This is a genomic window from Mycobacterium sp. IDUB_28 (assembly GCF_055419285.1).
In genome coordinates, this window is sequence record NZ_JBVAXK010000013.1 from 110,999 (window position 1) to 132,282 (window position 21,284).

Annotated in this window: 20 protein-coding genes and 1 pseudogene; 12 read left to right on the forward strand and 9 right to left on the reverse strand. The window is 65.8% G+C overall.

Annotated elements, in window-relative coordinates; translation table 11 throughout:
- The first annotated feature begins 34 nt into the window (after positions 1–34).
- The 3 genes and pseudogenes from kstR2 to ACZYZ9_RS23155 all read left to right on the forward strand — a co-directional run bounded on the left by kstR2 (position 35) and on the right by ACZYZ9_RS23155 (position 2,844).
- Complete coding sequence (gene kstR2 / locus ACZYZ9_RS23145; RefSeq protein WP_463828605.1) at positions 35–637, forward strand: TetR family transcriptional regulator KstR2; 603 nt, start codon at positions 35–37, stop codon at positions 635–637.
- A gap of 1 nt (position 638) precedes the next feature.
- Entirely contained in the window at positions 639–1,799 is a 1,161-nt protein-coding gene (fadA6, locus tag ACZYZ9_RS23150) for a steroid 3-ketoacyl-CoA thiolase FadA6 (RefSeq protein ID WP_463828606.1), read from the forward strand.
- 186 nt (positions 1,800–1,985) lie between these two features.
- A pseudogene (locus ACZYZ9_RS23155) lies at positions 1,986–2,844 on the forward strand (DUF559 domain-containing protein).
- A gap of 148 nt (positions 2,845–2,992) precedes the next feature.
- Here the strand turns inward: ACZYZ9_RS23155 and ACZYZ9_RS23160 are convergent.
- Genes ACZYZ9_RS23160 through echA20 form a run of 5 tightly spaced genes read right to left on the reverse strand, consistent with a single transcriptional unit; the run spans position 2,993 to position 8,476 of the window.
- Complete coding sequence (locus tag ACZYZ9_RS23160; protein ID WP_463828607.1) at positions 2,993–4,999, reverse strand: fatty acid desaturase; 2,007 nt, start codon at positions 4,997–4,999, stop codon at positions 2,993–2,995.
- A 34-nt stretch (positions 5,000–5,033) separates the two neighbouring features.
- On the reverse strand, positions 5,034–6,101 hold the full coding sequence (gene ipdC, locus ACZYZ9_RS23165; RefSeq protein ID WP_463828608.1) for a (3aS,4S,5R,7aS)-5-hydroxy-7a-methyl-1-oxo-octahydro-1H-indene-4-carboxyl-CoA dehydrogenase: 1,068 nt from the start codon (positions 6,099–6,101) through the stop codon (positions 5,034–5,036).
- On the reverse strand, positions 6,098–6,844 hold the full coding sequence (gene ipdB / locus ACZYZ9_RS23170) for a cholesterol ring-cleaving hydrolase subunit IpdB (protein WP_463828609.1): 747 nt from the start codon (positions 6,842–6,844) through the stop codon (positions 6,098–6,100). The genes ipdC and ipdB overlap by 4 nt, the downstream gene beginning before the upstream one ends.
- Positions 6,841–7,722 carry a cholesterol ring-cleaving hydrolase subunit IpdA gene (ipdA, locus tag ACZYZ9_RS23175; RefSeq protein ID WP_463828610.1) on the reverse strand — a complete coding sequence of 294 codons (882 nt, stop codon included), beginning with the start codon at positions 7,720–7,722 and terminating at the stop codon, positions 6,841–6,843. Before ipdA ends, ipdB begins: the two co-directional genes overlap by 4 nt.
- Complete coding sequence (echA20, locus tag ACZYZ9_RS23180) at positions 7,715–8,476, reverse strand: (7aS)-7a-methyl-1,5-dioxo-2,3,5,6,7,7a-hexahydro-1H-indene-carboxyl-CoA hydrolase (protein WP_463828611.1); 762 nt, start codon at positions 8,474–8,476, stop codon at positions 7,715–7,717. The genes ipdA and echA20 overlap by 8 nt, the downstream gene beginning before the upstream one ends.
- 66 nt (positions 8,477–8,542) lie before the next feature.
- On the opposite strand from echA20, the gene ACZYZ9_RS23185 reads away from it, so the two are divergent.
- Positions 8,543–9,340, forward strand: a complete 798-nt coding sequence (locus ACZYZ9_RS23185) for an SDR family oxidoreductase (protein ID WP_463828612.1) — start codon at positions 8,543–8,545, stop codon at positions 9,338–9,340.
- A 16-nt stretch (positions 9,341–9,356) separates the two neighbouring features.
- Complete coding sequence (locus tag ACZYZ9_RS23190) at positions 9,357–10,277, forward strand: SDR family oxidoreductase (RefSeq protein WP_463828613.1); 921 nt, start codon at positions 9,357–9,359, stop codon at positions 10,275–10,277.
- Positions 10,278–10,281: 4 nt separating this feature from the next.
- On the opposite strand, the gene ACZYZ9_RS23195 is transcribed toward ACZYZ9_RS23190, so the two are convergent.
- The 4 genes from ACZYZ9_RS23195 to ACZYZ9_RS23210 are packed head-to-tail and all read right to left on the reverse strand — an operon-like array spanning position 10,282 to position 13,554.
- Entirely contained in the window at positions 10,282–11,508 is a 1,227-nt protein-coding gene (locus ACZYZ9_RS23195; RefSeq protein WP_463828614.1) for a class I SAM-dependent methyltransferase, read from the reverse strand.
- 11 nt (positions 11,509–11,519) lie between these two features.
- Entirely contained in the window at positions 11,520–11,975 is a 456-nt protein-coding gene (locus ACZYZ9_RS23200) for a nitroreductase family deazaflavin-dependent oxidoreductase (RefSeq protein ID WP_463828615.1), read from the reverse strand.
- A gap of 9 nt (positions 11,976–11,984) precedes the next feature.
- On the reverse strand, positions 11,985–12,371 hold the full coding sequence (locus ACZYZ9_RS23205) for a DUF8021 domain-containing protein (protein WP_463828616.1): 387 nt from the start codon (positions 12,369–12,371) through the stop codon (positions 11,985–11,987).
- Between the two features lie 7 nt (positions 12,372–12,378).
- Complete coding sequence (locus tag ACZYZ9_RS23210; RefSeq protein WP_463828617.1) at positions 12,379–13,554, reverse strand: steroid 3-ketoacyl-CoA thiolase; 1,176 nt, start codon at positions 13,552–13,554, stop codon at positions 12,379–12,381.
- Positions 13,555–13,676: 122 nt separating this feature from the next.
- On the opposite strand from ACZYZ9_RS23210, the gene ACZYZ9_RS23215 reads away from it, so the two are divergent.
- The 7 genes from ACZYZ9_RS23215 (at position 13,677) to ACZYZ9_RS23245 (ending at position 21,063) form a co-directional block, all read left to right on the forward strand.
- Positions 13,677–14,927: a cytochrome P450 gene (locus ACZYZ9_RS23215; RefSeq protein WP_463828618.1), complete on the forward strand. Its 1,251-nt coding sequence runs from the start codon at positions 13,677–13,679 to the stop codon at positions 14,925–14,927.
- On the forward strand, positions 14,927–15,940 hold the full coding sequence (locus ACZYZ9_RS23220) for an acyl-CoA dehydrogenase family protein (RefSeq protein ID WP_463828619.1): 1,014 nt from the start codon (positions 14,927–14,929) through the stop codon (positions 15,938–15,940). Before ACZYZ9_RS23215 ends, ACZYZ9_RS23220 begins: the two co-directional genes overlap by 1 nt.
- Positions 15,931–17,094: an acyl-CoA dehydrogenase FadE29 gene (fadE29, locus tag ACZYZ9_RS23225; protein ID WP_463828620.1), complete on the forward strand. Its 1,164-nt coding sequence runs from the start codon at positions 15,931–15,933 to the stop codon at positions 17,092–17,094. The genes ACZYZ9_RS23220 and fadE29 overlap by 10 nt, the downstream gene beginning before the upstream one ends.
- The gene (locus tag ACZYZ9_RS23230; protein ID WP_463828621.1) at positions 17,091–18,044 is read left to right on the forward strand and encodes a bifunctional MaoC family dehydratase N-terminal/OB-fold nucleic acid binding domain-containing protein; all 954 of its coding nucleotides are present in this window, start codon (positions 17,091–17,093) and stop codon (positions 18,042–18,044) included. Before fadE29 ends, ACZYZ9_RS23230 begins: the two co-directional genes overlap by 4 nt.
- Complete coding sequence (locus ACZYZ9_RS23235) at positions 18,041–18,442, forward strand: MaoC family dehydratase (protein ID WP_463828622.1); 402 nt, start codon at positions 18,041–18,043, stop codon at positions 18,440–18,442. The genes ACZYZ9_RS23230 and ACZYZ9_RS23235 overlap by 4 nt, the downstream gene beginning before the upstream one ends.
- Complete coding sequence (locus ACZYZ9_RS23240; RefSeq protein ID WP_463828623.1) at positions 18,442–19,611, forward strand: lipid-transfer protein; 1,170 nt, start codon at positions 18,442–18,444, stop codon at positions 19,609–19,611. Before ACZYZ9_RS23235 ends, ACZYZ9_RS23240 begins: the two co-directional genes overlap by 1 nt.
- 585 nt (positions 19,612–20,196) lie before the next feature.
- On the forward strand, positions 20,197–21,063 hold the full coding sequence (locus tag ACZYZ9_RS23245; protein WP_463828652.1) for a hypothetical protein: 867 nt from the start codon (positions 20,197–20,199) through the stop codon (positions 21,061–21,063).
- Positions 21,064–21,284: the final 221 nt, after the last annotated feature.

The following is a 21,284-nucleotide window of genomic DNA, read 5'->3' on the forward strand; positions in this document are numbered from 1 at the left end:
GGCCGAGCAAGCGCTTGGTTGATACGCTGACCGGGTGGAGCGCGTGGCCGGCCAGGCTAACAGCCGCCGCGACGAGTTGTTGGAACTCGCTGCGGTGATGTTCGCCGAGCGCGGGTTGCGTGCCACCACGGTGCGCGACATCGCCGACGGCGCGGGCATCCTGTCCGGCAGCCTGTATCACCACTTCGCCTCGAAAGAGGAAATGGTCGACGAACTGCTGCGCGGCTTCCTGGACTGGCTCTTTCTGCGCTACCGGGAAATCGTCGACAGCGAACCCAACCCGCTGGAGCGGCTCAAGGGCCTGTTCATGGCATCCTTCGAGGCGATCGAGCACCGCCACGCCCAGGTGGTCATCTACCAGGACGAAGCGCAACGGCTGTCGTCGCAGCCGCGGTTCTCCTACCTCGAGGACCGCAACAAACAGCAGCGCAAGATGTGGGTCGACGTGCTGCACCAGGGCATCGAGGAGGGTTACTTCCGGCCCGATCTCGACGTCGACCTGGTCTACCGCTTCATCCGCGACACGACCTGGGTGTCGGTGCGCTGGTACCAACCGGGCGGACCGCTCACCGCCCAGCAAGTCGGTCGGAAATACCTCGCCATTGTGCTGGGCGGGATCGCAAAAGAAGGAGTCTGAAATGCCGGAGGCCTATGTCATCGACGCTGTGCGTACCGCGGTTGGCAAGCGCGGGGGCGCATTGGCCGGGGTGCATCCCGTCGACCTGGGCGCGCTGGGCTGGCGCGGACTGTTCGACCGCAACGACGTCGACCCGGGCGCCGTCGACGACGTGATCGCCGGGTGCGTCGACGCCGTCGGCGGTCAGGCCGGCAACATCGCCCGGTTGTCGTGGTTGGCCGCGGGATATCCCGAAGAGGTGCCCGGCGTCACCGTCGACCGGCAGTGCGGCTCAAGTCAACAAGCTATTTCCTTTGGGGCACAAGCGATCCTGTCGGGTACCGCCGATCTGATCGTGGCCGGCGGCATGCAGAACATGAGTCAGATCCCGATCTCCTCGGCGATGACCGTCGGCGAGCAGTTCGGTTTCACCTCGCCGACCAACGAGTCCAAGCAGTGGCTGCACCGCTACGGCGACCAGGAGATCTCCCAATTCCGCGGCTCCGAACTGATCGCCGAGAAGTGGAACCTCTCGCGCGAGGAGATGGAGCAGTATTCGCTGGCCAGTCACGAGCGTGCCTTCGCGGCCATCCGCGGGGGTAACTTCGACAACGAAATCCTCACCGTGGAAACCGAATCCGGGTCGTTCCGGGTCGACGAAGGACCACGTGAGTCGTCGCTGGAGAAGATGGCGGGGCTGAAGACATTGGTCGAGGGCGGCCGGCTGACGGCGGCGATGGCCAGTCAGATATCCGACGGCGCTTCGGCGGTGCTGCTGGCTTCCGAGCAGGCCGTCAAGGAGCACGGCCTGACCCCGCGTGCGCGCATCCACCACATCAGTACCCGCGGCGCCGACCCGGTGTTCATGCTCACCGGTCCCATCCCAGCCACCCGTTATGCGTTGGAGAAGACCGGGCTTTCCATTGACGACATCGACACGGTCGAGATCAACGAGGCGTTCGCGCCGGTGGTCATGGCGTGGCTCAAGGAGATCAAGGCGGACCCGGAGAAGGTCAACCCGTCCGGCGGCGCGATCGCGCTCGGGCATCCGCTGGGTGCCACCGGAGCCAAGCTGTTCACCACCATGCTGAATACGTTGGAGCGCACCGGCGGTCGGTACGGCCTGCAGACCATGTGCGAGGGCGGCGGCACCGCGAACGTCACCATCATCGAACGGCTGTAGTTTCGCGCGCCCGACCCGGTGGCCCTCCCGCGCGCCCTCCCGCGCCCGCCCGCCCGCGTGCCCGCCCTCCCGCGCGAGTGTGCGTCTGGCGACCCTCCACCTGGGTTTTGCGTCGCGATTCGCACTGTCGGCAGGGTTGGGGATGAGTGACTGGCCGCGACCGCAGGGCGGGCGCACGATCCGTCGATGGACTGGCCGTTTCGGGCCGCGGAAGCACTCGCCGCAGGCGCTATCCCGGAGCGCACCATGCGGGCGCTGTATGAACCGGTGTACCCAGGCGTCTACGCCCCCTCCGGTATCAGGCTCAGTGGGCGCCAGCGCGCGCGCGGCGTGGCTCTGGTCGCGTCGGCGCGGTGTACTGGCCGGCACGTCCGCATCGGCGCTGCACGGTGCGAAGTGGGTCGGCCCCGAGCTCGACGCAGAATTGGTGCACGACAACCGAAGACCGCCAAAGCGCATCATCGTCCACTCCGACGTCCTGGCGCCCCACGAAACGCTGCTGATTGGAGCGATGGCCGTGACCACCCCGGCACGCACCGCCTTCGACATCGGCCGACGAACACCGAACAGACTTCGGGCCATCGAGCGGATCGATGCTTTGGCGAATGCGACTGATCTGAAGATCACCGACATCAAGGCAGTTATCGCCGAGCATTCCGGCGCACGGGGACTGGCCAGACTTCGGCGGGTGTTGCCGCTGGTTGACAGTGCCGCCGAGTCGCCACCGGAAACGCGGACGCGGTTAGCGATGATCGATGCCGGGTTGCCGGCACCTCAGACGCAGATCGTGGTGCGGGACGAGTTCGGCGACTTCGTGGCCCGGATCGATATGGGCTACAAGGAGTTTCTTGTCGGAGTCGAATACGACGGGTCGCAACACTGGACCGACCCCGCGGTACGCGCGGCGGACGCCGACAAGCAGGTCGCGTTGGCAGATCTGGGGTGGACGATCATTCGGGTCCACAACGACCTACTGCGTTACCGAGAGGGCACGTTCATCTCGCGGGTGTTCGCCGCGATGCATGCCGCTGGTTGGCGGACCTGAATGCCGACTGTGAAACCGCCGACGCAAACCCCAGGTGAAGCGTCGCCGGATGCACAGTCGCGCGGGGAGCGGGGAGGGCCGAGCGGGGAGCGGGGAGGGCGGGGAGCGCCGTGAGGGCGGGGAGCGCCGGGAGGGCGGGGAGCGCCGGTCAGGCGTCGAAGTCGACGGCGACGAACGGCGTGGTCGGGCGGGACTGACAGGTGAGCACATATCCTGCATCGAGTTCGGCGCGGCCCAGCGCAAAGTTGTGATCCATCTCCACGTCGCCCTCGACCAGCTTGGCCCGGCACGTCCCACAAGCGCCGCCCATGCAGGCGTACGGCGCGTCGTCACGCACCTGCAACGCACCTTCGAGCACCGAGTCGCCCGGGGTCAGGTCGCAGGTGTACTGCGTTCCGGACAACGTGAACGTCACCGTCGCAGTCTCGTAGCGGCCGCCGGCGACAGTGGACGTCTCGAAGCCGTGGAAGAGCTCGAGGTGGATCCGTTCGGTGTCCACGCCATGCTCGACCAGCAGCTCGTGCACTGTCGTCGTCATTTCCATTGGGCCGCAGATGAACCACTCGTCCACGCTGTCGGGGGGCAACGAACTCGTCAGCCAGTTGCCGAGCTTGGCACGATCGATACGGCCACGGAGCTCGGGAGTGTGCATCGACTCGCCGGACAGCACATGCAGGATCTCCAGACGATCGGCATAGCGCGATTCCAACCGGTCGAGCTCGGCCCGGAACATCGTCGACTCCTTGGTGCGGTTGCCGTAGATCAAGGTGAACCGGCTTTCGGTCTCGATCTCCAACGTGGTTGCCAGAATCGACAACACCGGGGTGATGCCGCTGCCGGCCACCAGTCCCACGTAGTGCTTCCGGTGCAGCGGATGCAGCGGGGCGCCGAACCGCCCGGACGGCGTCATCAGCTCCAGCACATCGCCGGCCTGCAACTGCTCGGCGACATATGTCGAAAAAACTCCGCCGGCAATGTGTTTCACCGCGATGCGTAACTGGGCCCGGGTGGCGGGCGCACAGATCGAGTAGTTGCGACGCGCACCCTCCCGGACAACCGTCACATGCTGGCCCGGTTCGAACCGAAACGCATCCTGCAACGGCTCGGGAACCGCGAAGGTCACCAGCGTGCTGTCGGCGGTGATCGGGTCGACCGACGCGACCGGGATCCGGTGCAGCATCGCGTGCGGCGAGTTGGACCTGGTCGGCATCCGCACTGGCAGCACCGCGGCCAGCCTGCCGTTGAGCTCCTTCCACTCCCGGAACTCGTCGGGATTGAGCTGCTGCCCGAAGACCGTGTTGATCGCGGGGTTGCGCTCCAGGTACACCTCCTCGTTGCGCTTCCAGGTGCGGATGTAGCGGTAGAACGGCACCGACGGGTGCAGGTGATGCACCAGGTGGTAGTTCTGCGACAGCAGCAACGGTGTGAAAAGCCATTCTGCGCCAACGCGATTGCGGGTGGCCCGGTATCGATTGGTGCGCTGGGTGTCCGCCAGCCCGTGATGCGGCAACCAGTCGAACCACCAGGCCAGGACGGTCAAGCCGATCCGTTGGGGGATGAGGAACACCACGGCCAGCGTCCAGAAGTTTCCGGTGGCGATGGCCGCGACCACCCCGGCGATGCTCAGCGCCAACATCAGCAGCGTCTCGGCCACCTCACCGACCGGCCGGCTGCGGACGCGCGGCAGGTAGTAGCGGATGTAGAAGTATTCCACCAGCGACCACCGCAACGGCAGCTGCCACCACTTCCCGTGTGAGGCAAAGGTATCCGGGTCCTGGTCGTCGTCGTTGGAGTGCCGGTGATGCTGAATGTGGATGTAGCCGAACGACGGGAAGGCCACCACCGGACCGACGAACGTCCAGGCCAGCCGACCCATCAGGGCGTTGACCCAGCGGGCCGAACTGATCGAGTAGTGCGACGCGTCGTGCACCACGGTGAACATCACGAACGTCACCGCGGCGTTGACCGGAACCGTCACCCACCACGGCGACCATCCGTTGACATAGCCGAGCGTCGCTGTGACGAAGCCGGTCAAGGATGCGAGGAAGATGCCGATCGTCGGCAGCGCGAGCTTGGGTACCGCTTCACCCGGATCGGGCAGCGCGTGGTGCGCAGCGGACTCCGGAGCCGCTTGGTCCATCTCGACGGTCGCCATAAATGCGAAAGCGTAACCCACTTGACACGGGCGGCTACTGCACGAAGTTGGCGGCCTTGTGTAAATGCTCGATCGCCTGCGCCACGATGGACTCGATCAACTCCGCGCAGGACGGCAGGTCGTCCAGAATTCCGGCTACCTGGCCCGACGCCAGCACACCCGCTTCGGTGTTGCCCTCGACCAAACCGGCCTTCAGCAGCATCGGCGTGTTGGCCGCCATCACCACCTGCGACCAGCTCAGTTCCTTGCCGTGCCGCATGGCCAGACCATCCTGGATCATCGAGCGCCACGACATCTGTGACATCTTCTTGAACTTGGCCGCGTTGCCCACGGCTGCGGTGAAACCCCTTGCCCGAGAGCCGCCTTCGAGTTTCTCCACCAGACCGGTGCGCAGCACCCGGTGCGGCATGCCGTCGACACGGGTGGTGACCACGGTGCCGTCCAGCGCGGCGTCCAGGTATCGCTGCTTGACGGCGTCGGGCACGGTGGAATCGGAGGTGAGCAGGAACCGGGTGCCCATGGCCACCCCGGCCGCGCCGTAGGAAAGTGCGGCGGCGAGTCCCCGTCCGTCGAAGAAACCACCCGCGGCGATCACCGGAATCCCGCTGCCCTCGACGGCGTCGAGCACTGAGGGCAGCAACAGCGTGGTTGCGACGGGACCGGTGTGTCCGCCGCCCTCGCCGCCCTGCACGATCATTGCGTCCGCACCCCAGCCGGCCACCTTGCGGGCATGTTTGGCGGCGCCGATCGACGGAATGACCACGGCGCCGGCCTCTTTGAGCCGCGCGATCAGTTCCGGCTTGGGCGCCAGCGCAAACGACGCCACCTTGACGCCCTCACGGATCATCAACTCGACGCGGTCGCCGGCGTCGGCGGCGTCGGCCCGGATGTTGACGCCGAACGGCTTGTCGGTGGCGGCCTTGACTTTGCCGATCGCTGTTGCCAGTTCGTCCAGCGTCATAGTGGCCGACGCCAGGATCCCGAGGCCGCCGGCGTTGGCCGTCGCCGACACCAACCGGGCACCGGCCACCCAGCCCATCCCGGTCTGTACCACCGGATGCTCGATGCCGACCAGCTCGGTCAGCGGGGTACGCAGCTTCACTGGCGGATCTCTCTGTCGCGCAGCGCTTTCGGATCGATAACGTCCCGAATGAGGCGCAGTTCGTCCTCCGTCGGCTCCCTGGATTCGCCGGCCTCGTCGAGGCCGTGCACCTCGAACGAGGTCGCCTCGCGAACCTCGTCGGGCCCGACGCCGGGGTGCAGGCTCAACGCCCGCATGGTCCGGTCCGGACCGCCGAAGTCGAAGACGCCGAGATTGGAGACCACCCGGTAGACGTTGACGAACCGGAACGCCGGGTTGTCCGCGTCCACCTTGTCGTAGCCGATGCCGGACACCACGTCGACGGTTTCGGTGAAGACGCGCTTGGAGTGGTTGCCGACCCAGTAACTGGTCGCGTGGTTGATGGTGTTGCCCGGCGAGCCGCGCACCCCGAACATCTGCCGGGTCGGCTGTTGCAGGGGCCCGAACGCCGAAATGTTCTGATTGCCGTAGCGGTCAACCTGATTGGCGCCCATGACGACGTGCCGCCGGCCCCAGGCCAGCGTCTCGAACACCCGGCCGAACGGCATCCAGCCCTCGATGGCTCCGGTCTTGCCCAGCGCTGGGGTGTCGGCCAGCAGTTGGGCCTCCCCGTCGGTCAGCAGGATGTCCGGCGAGAAGGTGAGTCGCGCCAACCGTGCACCCACCGACGCCATATTCGTCATCGGGCTGATCATGATTTCGCCGGCGTCTCTGAACAATTCAGCGCAGGCGATCGCGCAGACTTCGGCTCTGGTCGCGCTCATTTCGAAGCCTCCTCACCGAACTTGCGCACCGCCGCCTGGTAGTCGTCCTCGCTGCCGGACAGATAGGTCGCCTTGAACTGCTGCCAGCCGTCGTCGGTCGAGGCGGCCTCGGCATAGTGTCGCTGGAATTTCTCGTCCCGTCCGTAATCCGGTGCGGCGGTGGTGAAGTGCGCGCCGCCGGGAGCCTCCACCACACCGTCGACCATCATCCGGTTGATCAACAGCGCTTGCGGGGGAACCGATTTGACCAGCTCCTCGGTGGGCACCACGCGTTCCACGGACAGGAACCGCCGGTCGGCGGCCATCAGGAACAGGTCGTCGAAGTAGGGGTCGATGCCGGTGTAGGCCGCGTTGCCTTGGGCGTCACCGAGGTTGAGGTGGGCAAAGGCCGCGTCCAGGCGCAGAGCCGGCATCGCGATCAACTTCTCGTAACCGCCGTCGGTCGGGTACGGCGAGGTGACGGTCTGCAGTTCGCCCGCCCAGAAGTCCGGCACCGAGCTGCCCAGCCCCGCGCGGATCGGCAGGAACGGCAACCGTTGTGCCGCCGCCTGCAGCCCGCAGCGCAGCATGCCTTCGTCCATCTCCCGGGCCTCGATGGCGCCGGTCGTGCGCGCCTTGGCGAACCAGGGATCGTAGAAGGGCGGCGAGTCCAGTGAGACGAACCCGTAGTAGACCCGCTTCACCTTGCCGGCCGAGCACAGCAGACCCAGATCTGGTCCGCCGTAGGTGACGACGGTGAGGTCGGTGACGTCGGTGCGCAACAGGGCGCGGACGAACGCCATCGGCTTGCGTCGGGAACCCCAGCCGGCGATGCCGATGGTCATGCCGCTCTCGATCTGGGCGACGGCGTCGTCCAGGGTGGTCCGCTTGTCACTCATCTTTCTTGCCCTTCGCCGTGCCGGCGAACGCGTCGCGGTGCTCGTCGGCCACGCCGGCGAGGTTGAGCTCGAAGGTGAACCCCTGCTCCATGCGATAACTCGCGTTGACCCGTTGCACGTCGATGAGATTCAGCGCCTCTTTGGCGGCGCGGATCACCCGGGTGTCCTTGGCGGCGATGTCGCGGGCCACCTTCAGCGCGGCCTCGTCCAACTCGCCCCGCGGCACCACCTCGTGCACCGAACCGAAGTGGTGCAGGGTGGCTGCGTCGACAGTGGCGGCGGTGAAGAACAGCCGCCGCATCAGGTGTTGGGGCACCAGCCGGGACAGGTGGGTGGCCGCGCCGAGTGCACCGCGCTCCACTTCCGGGAGTCCGAACACCGCGTCGTCGGAGGCGACGATGACATCGGAGTTGCCGACCAGGCCGATGCCGCCCCCGACGCAGAAACCGTTGACCGCCGCGATCACCGGCACCGCGCACTCGTAGACCGCGCGGAACGCGTGGAAGCAGCCGCGGTTGGCGTCGATGAGCGCGGTGAAGCCTTCGGTGCGCTGCATTTCCTTGATGTCCACGCCGGCATTGAAGCCGCGGCCTTCGGCCCGCAGGATCACCGCGTGGGTTTCCGGGTCCCGGCCCGCAGCGGTGATGGCGTCGCCGAGTTCGAACCATCCTTGGGACGGAATGGCGTTGACCGGCGGGTAGTCGACGGTGACCGCGACTATTCCGGGTTCGAGGGTGGTGGAGGTGATCGTCATGGCACTTCCTGCTGGGTCCGCTGGGGTCAACTACCTAAGCAAGCACTTGCTTGGTACGCTAGCACAGTGACCAATCCGCAAGCAGCCCCCCCGAATGCGAGTGGGATCAACCTCGGTCTGACGGGGCGAGTGGTCCTGGTGACCGGCGGGGTGCGCGGCGTCGGGGCCGGTATCAGCTCGGTTTTCGCCGGGCAGGGCGCGAGGGTGGTGACCTGTGCCCGTCGTCCGGTCGAGGGGTTTCCGCACGAGTTTCACAGCTGCGACATCCGTGACGAAGCGGCCGTCCAGGCCCTGATCGAGACGATCGTGCAACAACACGGCCGCCTCGATGTGGTGGTCAACAATGCCGGCGGTTCGCCGTACGTGCTGACCGCGGAATCCAGCCCGAAGTTCAACCGCAAGATCATCGAGCTCAATCTGATTGGCGGACTGCTGGTTTCGCAGTACGCCAACGACAAGATGCAGGCACAGCCCAGTGGCGGGTCGATCGTCAACATCGGCAGCCTCAGCGGGCGGCGGCCCAGTCCGGGCACCGCGGCCTACGGCGCGGCCAAGGCCGGCCTGGAGAGTCTGACCGAGACGCTGGCCGTGGAGTGGGGGCCGAAGGTCCGGGTGAACGCGTGTGTGGTCGGCATGGTCGAGACCGAGCAGGCCGATCTGTTCTACGGCGACGCCGAGTCGATCGCCGCGATCTCCAAGAACGTACCGCTGGGCCGGCTGGCCCGCCCGGACGATATCGGTTGGGCCGCGGCATTTTTGGCCTCCGACGCGGCGTCCTACATCAGCGGTGCCACGCTCGAGGTACACGGTGGCGGCGAACCACCGCACTATCTAGCCACAACGAACGCAAGCGCGGTCAAGTAGAGGACAGGGGAAACTCATGGGAGTGGTTGACGGCCGGGTTGTCATCGTCACCGGAGCGGGCCGCGGTATCGGCCGCGCGCATGCCTTGGCGTTCGCCGCCGAGGGCGCGCGCGTCGTGGTCAACGACATCGGCGTCGGGCTGGACGGGTCCGCCGGCGAGAGCCCCGCGCAGCAGGTGGTCGACGAGATCAAGGCCGCCGGCGGCGAGGCTGTGGTCAACAGTGACGACGTCGCCGACTGGACGGGTGCCCAGAACCTGATCGACACCGCCGTCGATACCTTCGGCGGCCTGGATGTGCTGGTCAACAACGCCGGGTTCATTCGTGACCGAATGTTGGCCAATACCAGTGAATCCGAGTGGGATGCGGTGATTCGCGTCCACCTGAAGGGGCACTTCGCGACGCTGCGGCACGCCGCGGGCTACTGGCGCCGGCAGATCAAGGGCGGCACCGTCGGTCCCGACGACCTCAACGCTCGCATCATCAACACCAGCTCGGGGGCCGGCCTGCAGGGCAGTGTCGGGCAGGGCAACTACTCGGCGGCCAAGGCCGGCATCGCGGCGCTGACCCTGGTCGGTGCCGCTGAACTGGGACGCTATGGCATCACCGTCAACGCGATCGCGCCGGCCGCCCGCACCCGGATGACCGAGGCGGTGTTCGCCGAGACCATGGCCGCACCCGAAGACGGCGGGTTCGACGCGATGGCGCCGGAAAACGTCTCCCCACTTGTGGTTTGGCTGGGCAGCGTGGAGTCCCGGGACGTCACCGGCAAGGTGTTCGAGGTCGAGGCCGGCCTGATCCGGGTCGCCGAAGGCTGGGCGCACGGACCGCAGATCGACAAGGGAGCCAAGTGGGACCCGGCCGAACTGGGGCCGGTCGTCACCGACCTGCTGGCCAAGTCGCGGCCGCCGGTTCCGGTGTACGGGGCGGGTTCCTGACCCCCTAGCGGCGCACCGCTTCCAGGCTCATCTCGATGAAGTCCAGTCGCCACAGCGACTGAAACAGCCCGCGGCCGAAGTTCTCATACAGCCCGAGCTTGAACGGGTCCGTTTCGTTGTGCGCGACCGCGGCCGCGATTTCGCGGATGGTGCGCTGACCGTTGATGTACTGGACGTAGGGCAGTTCGGTGGCGTTGAGGGTCATGTCCCAGTGCGGTCGGTGGATGACAGCCCCGGACAGGTTGCAGCTCAGGCGCATTCGCGGAACAAAGTCCAGCGCCTCGGCCGCACTGAAGTCGATGGTGTAGCTGGCCTTGGGCCGGTCGCGGTGCGTCGCGATGAAGAAGTGGCAGGCGTTGGCCGTGCGCAGGCGCTCCATCACCGACCACATCTGCCGCTGCGGCAGTGCGCTGATGATCTCGTAGAACTCGGTAGCCGGGTTGGCCAGGCTGTTGACATCGTGCGGGTAGTACGGCGCGTTGTGGAACCAGCGCTGGAACTCCAGGCCAGCCGAGGTGAGCAGGTCCAGACAGTCCCCCGTGGTGAAACTCCGGTCGCGGCCGTGCAGGCAGGTATCGACCAGTCCCGCCTCGTAATACAGGTCCGGTGCCGTATCGCGGTAGACCAGGAAGGGGTGGTTGGGATCGAGCATCGCGATGGTCTCGTTCACCTTTCGGATGCCCTCGTCGTCCTGTTGCAGCCCGAGATCGCGAAAGACCGACTGCACCAGCTCCACTCCGATGCGGCCGTACCTGGCGTAGAGCATCAGTCCGACGGCGCCGTCCGGGCGCAGGCAATCGGCCAGCGCCTTCATACCCAGCTCGGGATCCGCCAGGTGGTGCAGCACCCCGGTTGACATGATCAGGTCGAAATCCCGGCCCAGCGTCGAGACCTCTTCGATCGCGAGGCGGTGCAACTCCAGATTGGACAATCCGTGCCGGTCCTTGAGGTACTGCTCGTGGTCCAGCGACCGCTGGCTGACGTCGATCCCTATCACGCGGGAGGCGCGGTTGTTATAGGCGACGATGGCCGCCTGATTGCTGCCGCAGCCCGCGATGAGGATGTCCATGTCCGGCTTGTAGTCCCGGTCGGGCCAGAACTGGATGGACGCGTGACTGGGGTCGAACCACTGCCACCCGTCCTGCAACCACACCTCGAGATCTTGTATCGGCTCGGGATACGTCCACTTCTCGTACTGGTTGGCGACGACGTCGTTCAGCCGGTCGGTCATGCCAAGAGATGTTAGGGGTCGCAGATGATGATCGGTATTTTGCGGTCTGTCCAGGACTGGTAGTCGTCGAACGACGGATACATCGCGACCAGCTGCGGCCAGTACCGCTCGCGCTCGTCCTCAGTGGCGTCGCGGGCGGTCAGTTCCAGCGTTTCCTTTTTGATCTGCACCTTCACCTCCGGGTTGGCCTTGAGGTTCAGGTACCACATCGGGTGCTTGTCGGAGCCGCCGCGGGAGGCCACCAGGATGACCCGGTCGCCGTCGCGCAGGAAAAGCAGTGGGCTGACCCGGGGTTCACCGGTCTTGCGACCGGTGGTGGTCAGCAGTGCCACCGGGCTGTTGCCGAAGGTGCCGCCCAGACCGTCGCCGCCATTGCGGCGGTACATCCACGTATTGAGCTTGGCCATCCACTTCATGAAGAAATCGGTGAACGGCGAATTCAGGTACCGCGGTTGGGCTTTCGGCATCATTGGTTCCTAGCGCTGGATGAACGGCACGAACCGTGCCCGGATGTGCTGGATCTCGGCCTTGCCGCTGGGACTTTCGGCCGGGATCACGAAGGTCTCGGTGACCCGTCCGACGACCCGGCGGCCGGCGAACGCCACCTTGGTCAGCACGTCGTACTCCGCGTGCACTTCGTCGCCCTCGATGCGGTATTGCGGGGGTGTTGCGTCGGCGATGATCCGGTACTGCGGGTTGCGACTCAGGCTGCGCCGCAGGTGATTTCCGGAGAAACCGTTCTTCACACCCAACTCGATGCGAGTGCAACCGGCGGCGAACGGCACCGCGTCCGCGTCGTGGCTCACCAGTGCGTCGATATAGCTCTGCGCGGCCGCGATGCGGTGCTCGTCGGAAACCGGCACGGCCCGATCAGATGCGCTCGATGATGGTCCCGGTCGACAGCGCGCCGCCCGCGCACATCGTGATCAGCGCGGTGCTCTTGTCGGTGCGTTCCAACTCGTGCAGCGCGGTGGTGATCAGCCGACTGCCGGTGCTGCCCACCGGGTGACCCAGCGCGATCGCGCCGCCGTTGACGTTGACCCGGTCCATGTCGGGCTCGTGCACCCGCGCCCAGGACAGCACCACGGATGCGAACGCCTCGTTGATCTCGACGATGTCGATGTCACCGATCTTCATGCCGGCCTTTTCCAGCACCTTGGCCGTTGACTGCACCGGACCGTCGAGGTGGTAGTAGGGTTCGGCGCCGACGAGTGCCTGGCTGACGATTCGCGCGCGAGGCTTGAGTCCGAGCGACTTGGCTTTGTCTTCGTCCATCCACAGCACCGCCGCGGCACCGTCGGAGATCTGTGACGATGTGCCTGCGGTGTGAATTCCGCCGTCCAGCACGGGCTTCAGCGCGCTCAGCCCCGACAGCGAGGTCTCCCGCAGGCCCTGGTCGCGGTTGATCGTGACGCGTTCGTCGGTCGGTTGCTTGTTCTCGTCGAGCGCGGGGGCTTCGATCGGCGAGATTTCGCGGTCGAAGCGGCCCTCCGCCCACGCCTGCTTGGCCTTCGCTTGCGACTGGTAGCCGAATTCGTCGATTTCGTCGCGGGTGATGCCGCGCCGCTTGGCGATTCGCTCGGCGGCGGTGAACTGGTCCGGCAGGTCGATGTCCCACGAGGCGGGCCGCAGGATGCTGCGGTCGGGGCCGGCGTTGGCGCCGAGGCCCACCCGGCTCATCGCCTCGATCCCGCAGGCGATACCGATGTCGATGGCGCCGGCGGCGATCAGGCCGGCGACCAGACCGTTGGCCTGCTGGCCGCTGCCGCACTGGCAGTCCACGGTCACCGCACCCACGTGGTCCGGCAACCCGGCGACGAGCCAGCTGACCCGGGTGATGTTGTTGGACTGCTCGCCGAACTGTGTCACGCAGCCGCCGATGATCTGCTCGACCTCGCCGGCTTGAAATTCAGACGAGATTCCGGCCTTGTCGACCAGCGCCTTCTGCGTAGCTCCGAGCAGTTCGGTGGCGTGCAGTCCAGAGAGCCAACCGTTGCGCTTGCCGATCGGGCTGCGGGTGGCTTCGACGATTACCGGGTTACCCATGCAGCCAGGCTAGAACACGTTTCATTACTATGACAAGCGAGGATGCCGGACCGCCTTTTGTCTGCGGTGGAGGCGTGTTTTACTGGAACTAGAACTCGTTGCAATTTTAGGAGAACACTCGAATGGCACCCGCAAATATTTCGGCTGACTTCGACTTCCTCGATCCCGACATCAACCTCGCCGGCCTGCCCGTAGCCGAACTTGCGCAACTCCGCGCGTCCGAACCTATCCACTGGGTCGAGGTGCCCGACGGGTGCGGGGGCTTCGAGGACAACGGTTACTGGCTGCTGACCAAGCACGCCGACGTCAAGGAAGTGTCGCGCCGCAGCGACATGTTCTCCAGCTGGCAGAACGGGGCCATCCCCACGTGGCCCAAAGAGATGACGCGGGAGAGCGTCGAGTTGCAGCGCAACGTCATGCTCAACATGGACGCCCCGCACCACACCCGGTTGCGCAAGATCATCTCCCGCGGCTTCACCCCGCGGGCGGTGGGCCGGCTGGAGGACGAGCTGGCCCGGCGCGCGCAGAACATCGCCAAGGAAGCGGCCGCAGCGGGCAGCGGCGACTTCGTCGAGCAGGTGTCGTGTGAGCTGCCGCTGCAGGCCATCGCCGGTCTGCTGGGTGTGCCGCAGGAGGACCGCGACAAGCTGTTCCGCTGGTCCAACGAGATGACCGGCGGGGAGGACCCGGAGTACGCGGACATCGATCCCGCGCAGTCGTCGATGGAACTGATCATGTACGCGATGGCGATGGCCGACGAGCGGGGCAGGAACCCCACCGACGACATCGTCACGACCTTGATCCAGGCCGACATCGACGGTGAGAAACTGTCCGACGACGAATTCGGTTTCTTCGTCATCATGCTGGCCGTGGCGGGCAACGAGACCACCCGCAATTCGATCACTCACGGAATGATCGCGTTCGCGAACAACCCCGACCAATGGGAGCTGTACAAGAAGGAACGTCCCTCGACGACCGCCGACGAGATCGTCCGCTGGGCGACGCCGGTGTCTGCGTTCCAGCGCACCGCCAATGCGGACACCGAGCTGAACGGCGTACAGATCAAGAAGGGCCAGCGGTTGGTAATGTCCTACCGCTCAGCCAATTTCGACGAAGAGGTCTTCGACGATCCGCATTCGTTCAACATCCTGCGCGACCCGAATCCACACGTCGGCTTCGGCGGCACCGGGGCGCATTACTGCATCGGCGCCAACCTGGCGCGGATGACGATCAATCTCATCTTCAACGCCGTCGCCGACCACATGCCCGACCTCAAGCCCATCTCCGAACCCGAACGGCTGCGGTCCGGCTGGCTCAACGGCATCAAACACTGGCAGGTGGACTACACCGGTAAGACCCCGGTGACCTCCTGATGGATTTCGACCTCAGCGCAGAACAAGAGGCTGTCGCCGATGTCGTCACCTCGGTTCTGAGTCGCGAATCGACCTGGGCCGCTTTGGCAGACGGCGGCGTCACGGCGCTGGCGGTTCCCGACCGGCTCGGTGGCGACGGTGTCGGCCTCTCCGAGGTGGGCACCGTGCTGACCGAAGTGGGCCGGCACGGCGCCATCACCCCGGCCCTGGCCACCCTGGGATTTGGCGTGGTGCCCCTGGTGGAGTTGGCGTCCGACGAGCAGCAGGACCGCTTTCTGGCCGGCGTCGCCAAGGGCGGGGTGTTGACGGCGGCGTTGAATGAGCCTGGCCGCGCATTGCCGGACCGGCCCTCGGTGAGTCTCGTCGACGGACGGCTGTCCGGCACCAAAGTCGGTGTCGGATACGCCGATTCGGCCGACTGGATCGTGGTGACCACCGACAGTGCCGTGGTGTTGGTGTCGCCGAAGGCCGATGGCGTCCGGCTGGTCCAAACGCCGACGTCGACCGGTGCTGACGAGTTCACGGTGACCTTCGACGATGTTGCGGTCGGGGAATCCGAGGTGCTGGCCGGTGCGGCACCGGCGCGGGTGAATCAGTTGGCGCTGGCCATGATCGGCGCCTACGCCGATGGTCTGGTGGCCGGCGCGCTGCGGCTGACCGCCGACTACGTGGCTGAACGCAAACAGTTCGGCAAGCCGTTGTCGACGTTCCAAACGGTTGCTGCGCAATTAGCAGAGGTCTACATCGCTTCGCGCACCATCGATTTGGCCGCCAAGACGGTGCTGTGGAAGTTGTCCGAGGGGCTCGACGCCACCGCCGATTTGGATGTCCTCGGGTACTGGCTGGCCGCTCAGGCGCCGCCGGCAATGCAGATCTGCCATCACCTGCACGGGGGCATGGGCATGGACATCACCTATCCGATGCACCGGTACTACTCGTCGATCAAAGATCTGACCCGGCTGCTGGGCGGGTCGTCTCATCGGCTGGAATTGGTGGGAGCGCAATGTTTATAGACCTGACCCCCGAGCAGCGCCAGTTGCAGGCGGAGTTGCGGGAATACTTCTCCAATCTGATTTCGTCGGACGAGGCGAAGGCGATGGAGTCCGACCGGCACAACGAGGCCTACCGCGCGGTCATCCGCCGGATGGGGAAAGACGGCAAGCTCGGTGTCGGGTGGCCAAAAGAATTCGGCGGCTTGGGATTCGGGCCGATCGAACAGTCCATCTTCGTCAACGAGGCGCATCGGGCGGACGTGCCGCTGCCGGCGGTGACGCTGCAGACGGTCGGTCCGGTCCTGCAGCAATTCGGCAGCGATCTGCAGAAGAAGAAGTTCCTGCCGGCGATCCTGGCCGGCGAGGTCCATTTCGCGATCGGCTACACCGAACCCGACGCCGGCACCGACCTGGCGTCGCTGCGCACCACCGCCGTGCGCCAGGGCGACGAGTACATCGTCAACGGGCAGAAGATCTTCACCACCGGCGCGCACGACGCCGACTACATCTGGCTGGCCTGCCGCACCGACCCGGAAGCCGTTAAGCACAAGGGCATTTCGATCCTGATTGTCGACACCAAGGATCCCGGCTACTCCTGGACACCGATCATCCTGTCCGACGGTGCCCACCACACCAACGCCACCTACTTCAACGATGTCCGGGTGCCGGCCGACATGCTGGTCGGCGAGGAAAACGGCGGCTGGCGGTTGATCACCACCCAGCTCAACAACGAGCGGGTGATGCTGGGTCCGGCTGGACGGACCGCGGGGATTTACGACCGCGTGCACGACTGGGCATCCAAGCCCGGTGGCGACGGTGTCACCCCCATCGAGCACGACGACGTCAAGCGGGCGCTGGGCGAGATCTATGCGATGTGGCGGATCAACGAGCTGCTGAACTGGCAGGTGGCCGCAGCCGGTGAGGACATCAACGTGGCCGACGCCGCGTCGACCAAAGTCTTCGGTACCGAGAAGATTCAGTACATCGGACGGCTGGCCGAGGAGGTCGTCGGCAAATACGGCAACCCGGCGGAGCCGGAGACCGCTGAACTCCTGCAATGGCTGGACTCGCAGACCAAACGCAACCTGGTCATCACCTTCGGCGGGGGCGTCAACGAAGTCATGCGTGAGATGATCGCTGCCGCCGGGCTGAAGGTGCCGAGGGTCCCTCGATGACGGATATTCGCGAAGCGGTCGCGGAGATCACCGCCACCGTCGTCGCCGCACCGCGCGTGTCCCGCGACCCGGTGAATCAGCCGATCGTCAACAACTGGGTCGAGGCACTGGGCGACCGTAACCCGATCTACGTGGACGAGGAAGCAGCGAAGGCTGCCGGACATCCGGGAATTGTCGCACCGCCGGCCATGATTCAGGTGTGGACGATGTTCGGGCAGGGTGGCGAACGCCCGACCGACGACCCCATGGGCCCGATCATGCAACTCTTCGACGACGCCGGATACATCGGCGTTGTCGCCACCAACTGTGAGCAGACCTACCACCGCTATCTGCGCCCCGGCGAGCGGGTCACTATCCACTCCGAGATGCGCGACGTGGTCGGCCCCAAACAGACCGGACTGGGCGAGGGCTGGTTCATAAACCAACACATCACCTGGCGCGTCGGTGACGAAGACGTCGCCGAGATGGCTTGGCGCATATTGAAGTTCAAGCCGCGCGAGGCCGATGCAACCGTGTCTGCGGTGCCGGATGACCTGGATGCCGATGCAATGATGCGGCCCGCGGTGTCGCGGGACACCGCGTTCTTCTGGGAGGGCGTCAAAGCCCACGAGTTGCGCATCCAGCGCCGCGGCGACGGCAGCCTGGTGCATCCTCCGGTGCCGGCGGTCTGGCAGCCGCCCGGCGAGCCGGTCGACTACGCGGTGGCCAGCGGCCGCGGCACCGTGTTCAGCTTCGTGGTGCATCACGCGCCGAAGGTGCCGGGCCGCACGCTGCCCTTCGTGATCGCGCTGGTGGAGCTTGAGGAGGGGGTGCGCATGCTGGGCGAGTTGCGGGGTGTCGATCCTGGTGCGGTGAAGATCGGAATGCCGGTTCGCGCAACCTATATCGACTTTCCGGCCGGCGATAGCGGCCCGGAATGGACGCTTCACGCTTGGGAGCCTTCGACATGAGCGCGCCGGTGGTGGAAGTGGGCGTGCAGCTGCCCGAACTGAAGCTGGAGGGCACGCCGACATTCATTATTTCAACGGCGTTGGCCACCAGAGACTTTCAGGATGTGCACCACGACCGGGACCTGGCCCAGGCCAAGGGGTCCAAGGACATCTTCGTCAATATCCTCACCGACACCGGCTTGGTGCAACGCTTCGTCACCGACTGGGCCGGCCCGTCGGCGCGGATCAAGTCGATCGGGCTGCGGCTCGGTGTGCCGTGGTACGCCTACGACACGGTGACCTTCTCCGGTGAGGTTACCGCGGTCGAGGAGGGGCTGATCACGTTGAAGGTGTTCGGCCGCAACAGCCTTGGCGACCACGTGATTGCCAACGTCACGCTGACGATCGGGGATGCGTAATGCTCTCGGGTAAGGCTGCGATCGTCGGCATCGGCGCCACTGACTTCTCCAAGAACTCCGGTCGGTCCGAACTGCGACTGGCGGCCGAAGCGGTCCGGGATGCGTTGGACGACGCCGGGTTATCGCCCGCCGATGTCGACGGCTTGACAACGTTCACAATGGACACCAACAAGGAGATCGCCGTCGCCCGCGCCACCGGTATGGGCGACCTGAAGTTCTTCTCGCAGGTGCACTATGGCGGTGGTGCTGCGTGCGGCACTGTCGCCCACGCCGCGATGGCTGTGGCGACCGGGCTGGCCGACGTCGTGGTGGCCTACCGGGCGTTCAACGAGCGGTCCGGGATGCGTTTCGGGCAGGTACAGACACGTTTGGTGGGAAGCGCTGCGGCTGAAGCCGATTCGACGTCGGCCGACAATTCCTTCTCGTATCCGCACGGGCTCTCCACGCCGGCCGCGCAGGTGGCGATGATCGCGCAGCGATACATGCACTGGTCTGGGGCGACCAGTCGCGACTTCGGTGCCATCTCGGTGGCCGACCGTCGGCACGCCGCCAAGAACCCCAAGGCGTACTTCTACGAGAAGCCGATAACCATTGAGGATCACCAGAATTCGCGGTGGATCGCCGAGCCGCTGCGCCTGTTGGACTGCTGCCAGGAGACCGACGGCGCGGTGGCGTTGGTGATCACCTCGGTCGAACGTGCCAAGGACCTCAAACAGCGCCCGGCCGTCATCGACGGTGCCGCACAGGGCTCGAGTCCTGATCAATACACGATGGTCAGCTACTACCGGCCCGAACTGGGACTGCCCGAGATGGGTCTGGTCGGCCAACAGCTGTGGGCGCAGTCGGGGTTGTCGCCGTCGGATATCCAGACCGCGGTGATCTACGACCACTTCACGCCGTTCACGCTGATTCAGTTGGAGGAGTTGGGGTTCTGTGGCCGGGGCGAGGCCAAGGACTTCATCGCCGACGGCGCCGTAGAGATCGGTGGGCGGTTGCCGATCAACACCCACGGCGGGCAGCTCGGTGAGGCCTACATCCACGGCATGAACGGGATCGCCGAAGGGGTGCGGCAGTTGCGCGGCACCTCGGTGAACCCGGTGCCCGACGTCGGGCATGTGCTGGTCACCGCGGGTACCGGGGTGCCGACGTCGGGATTGATCCTGGGTTAGATGTCGTCCCTGGCGTAGCTCGGCGCCTTTGGTCGCCGAGCGTCACGCCAGCGTGGCGCGGCAAGGTTGGTGGGGGGCGCGGCGGCGCTGTTGGTCGCCGAGCGTCACGCCAGCGTGGCGGAGGGCGTTGAGTGTCATGCCAGTGTGGCGGGGCAGGATTGGTGGGGGGTTGCGGCGGTGCTGTTGGTCGCCGAGCGTCACGCCAGGGTGGCGGCGGGCGTTGAGTGTCGTGCCAGTGTGGCGCGGTAAGGTTGGTGGGGGGTTGCGGCGGCGCTGTTGGACGCTGAGCGTCACGCCAGGGTGGTGGCGGGCGTTGAGTGTCAAGCCAGTGTGGCGGGGCAGGATTGGTGGGGGTTGCGGCGGCGCTGTTGGTCGCCGAGCGTCACGCCAGGGTGGCGGCGGGCGTTGAATGTCATGCCAGTGTGGCGGGGCAGGATTGGTGGGGGGGTGCGGCGGCGCTGTTGGTCGCCGAGCGTCACGCCAGGGTGGCGGCGGTCGTTGAGTGTCAAGCCAGTGTGACGGGTTGTGGATCGCGCGCTGTCGGTGAGCTGACGACTTGTCGCAGCCATGGAACCCTACGGTTCCATGCCCGAACTATTTGTCGGCAGTGAGGCCGTCGCCAACGGCGATATCGTCAAGAGCGCACTACGAACGCGCTACAAGAAGCTACTTCGTGACGTATACGTCGGTCCGCATGACGAGTTGACACCAGAGGTGCGGGCCAGAGCGGCATGGCTGTGGTCGCGACGGAGAGGCATCGTCGCGGGTATGACGGCGAGTGCGGTGCACGGTGCGAAGTGGGTCGACGCTTGTGCGCCTTTGGAAATCCTGCATACTAATCGGAACCCGTTGCCAGGTCTGAAGGTTCGGGGTGATCGCATCGAAGATGACGAGGTTGTTCACGTCCGCGGGATGCCGGTGACAACTCCGGCCCGGACTGCCTTGGACATGGGTTGCTGGTATCCGACCGACGATGCCGTTGAGGCTCTGGATGCGTTGTTCGCCGCGGTCGACATCAAGGATGCGGATGTGGAATTGCTCTGTCAGCGCTACCCCACTCGGCGCGGTATCCGGCGGGCACGGACTGCGCTCGAGCTGGCCGACGGTGGCTCGCAATCGAGAAAGGAAACGTGGCTCCGCTTGCTGCTGATCCGGGCTGGTTTTCCGCGGCCGGGCACCCAGATAACGGTGTGCGACGAGGCGGGCGAGGCTTTCGCTTATCTCGACATGGGTTGGGAGGAAGTGAAAGTCGCTGTGGAGTACGACGGGGAACAGCACCGAGTCAATAGTTGGCAGTACAACTGGGATCGCACGCGGCAAGAGAAGATCAGGGCCCGTGGATGGATTGACATCCGGGTGCTGTCTGGGGATCGTCCGGCCGACATCATCAAGCGTGTCGCAGCGGCGCGTGCCAGTCGCGGGTGCGCAGACCGGCTGCGGCTGTCACGCTAGCGTGACGTTCGGCGGGGTGAGCAAATCTGTGGTGAGCAAACGGCTGCGTGGGCCACGCTGGCGTGACGTTCGGCGTCGACAGCCACGCTAGCGTGACGCTCGGCGGGGTGACGCTCGGCGGGGGTGAGAGGGTGGCGTTCGGCGGGGGTGAGCAAATCTGTGGTGAGCAAACGGCTGCGTGGGCCACGCTGGCGTGACGTTCGGCGTCGACAGCCACGCTA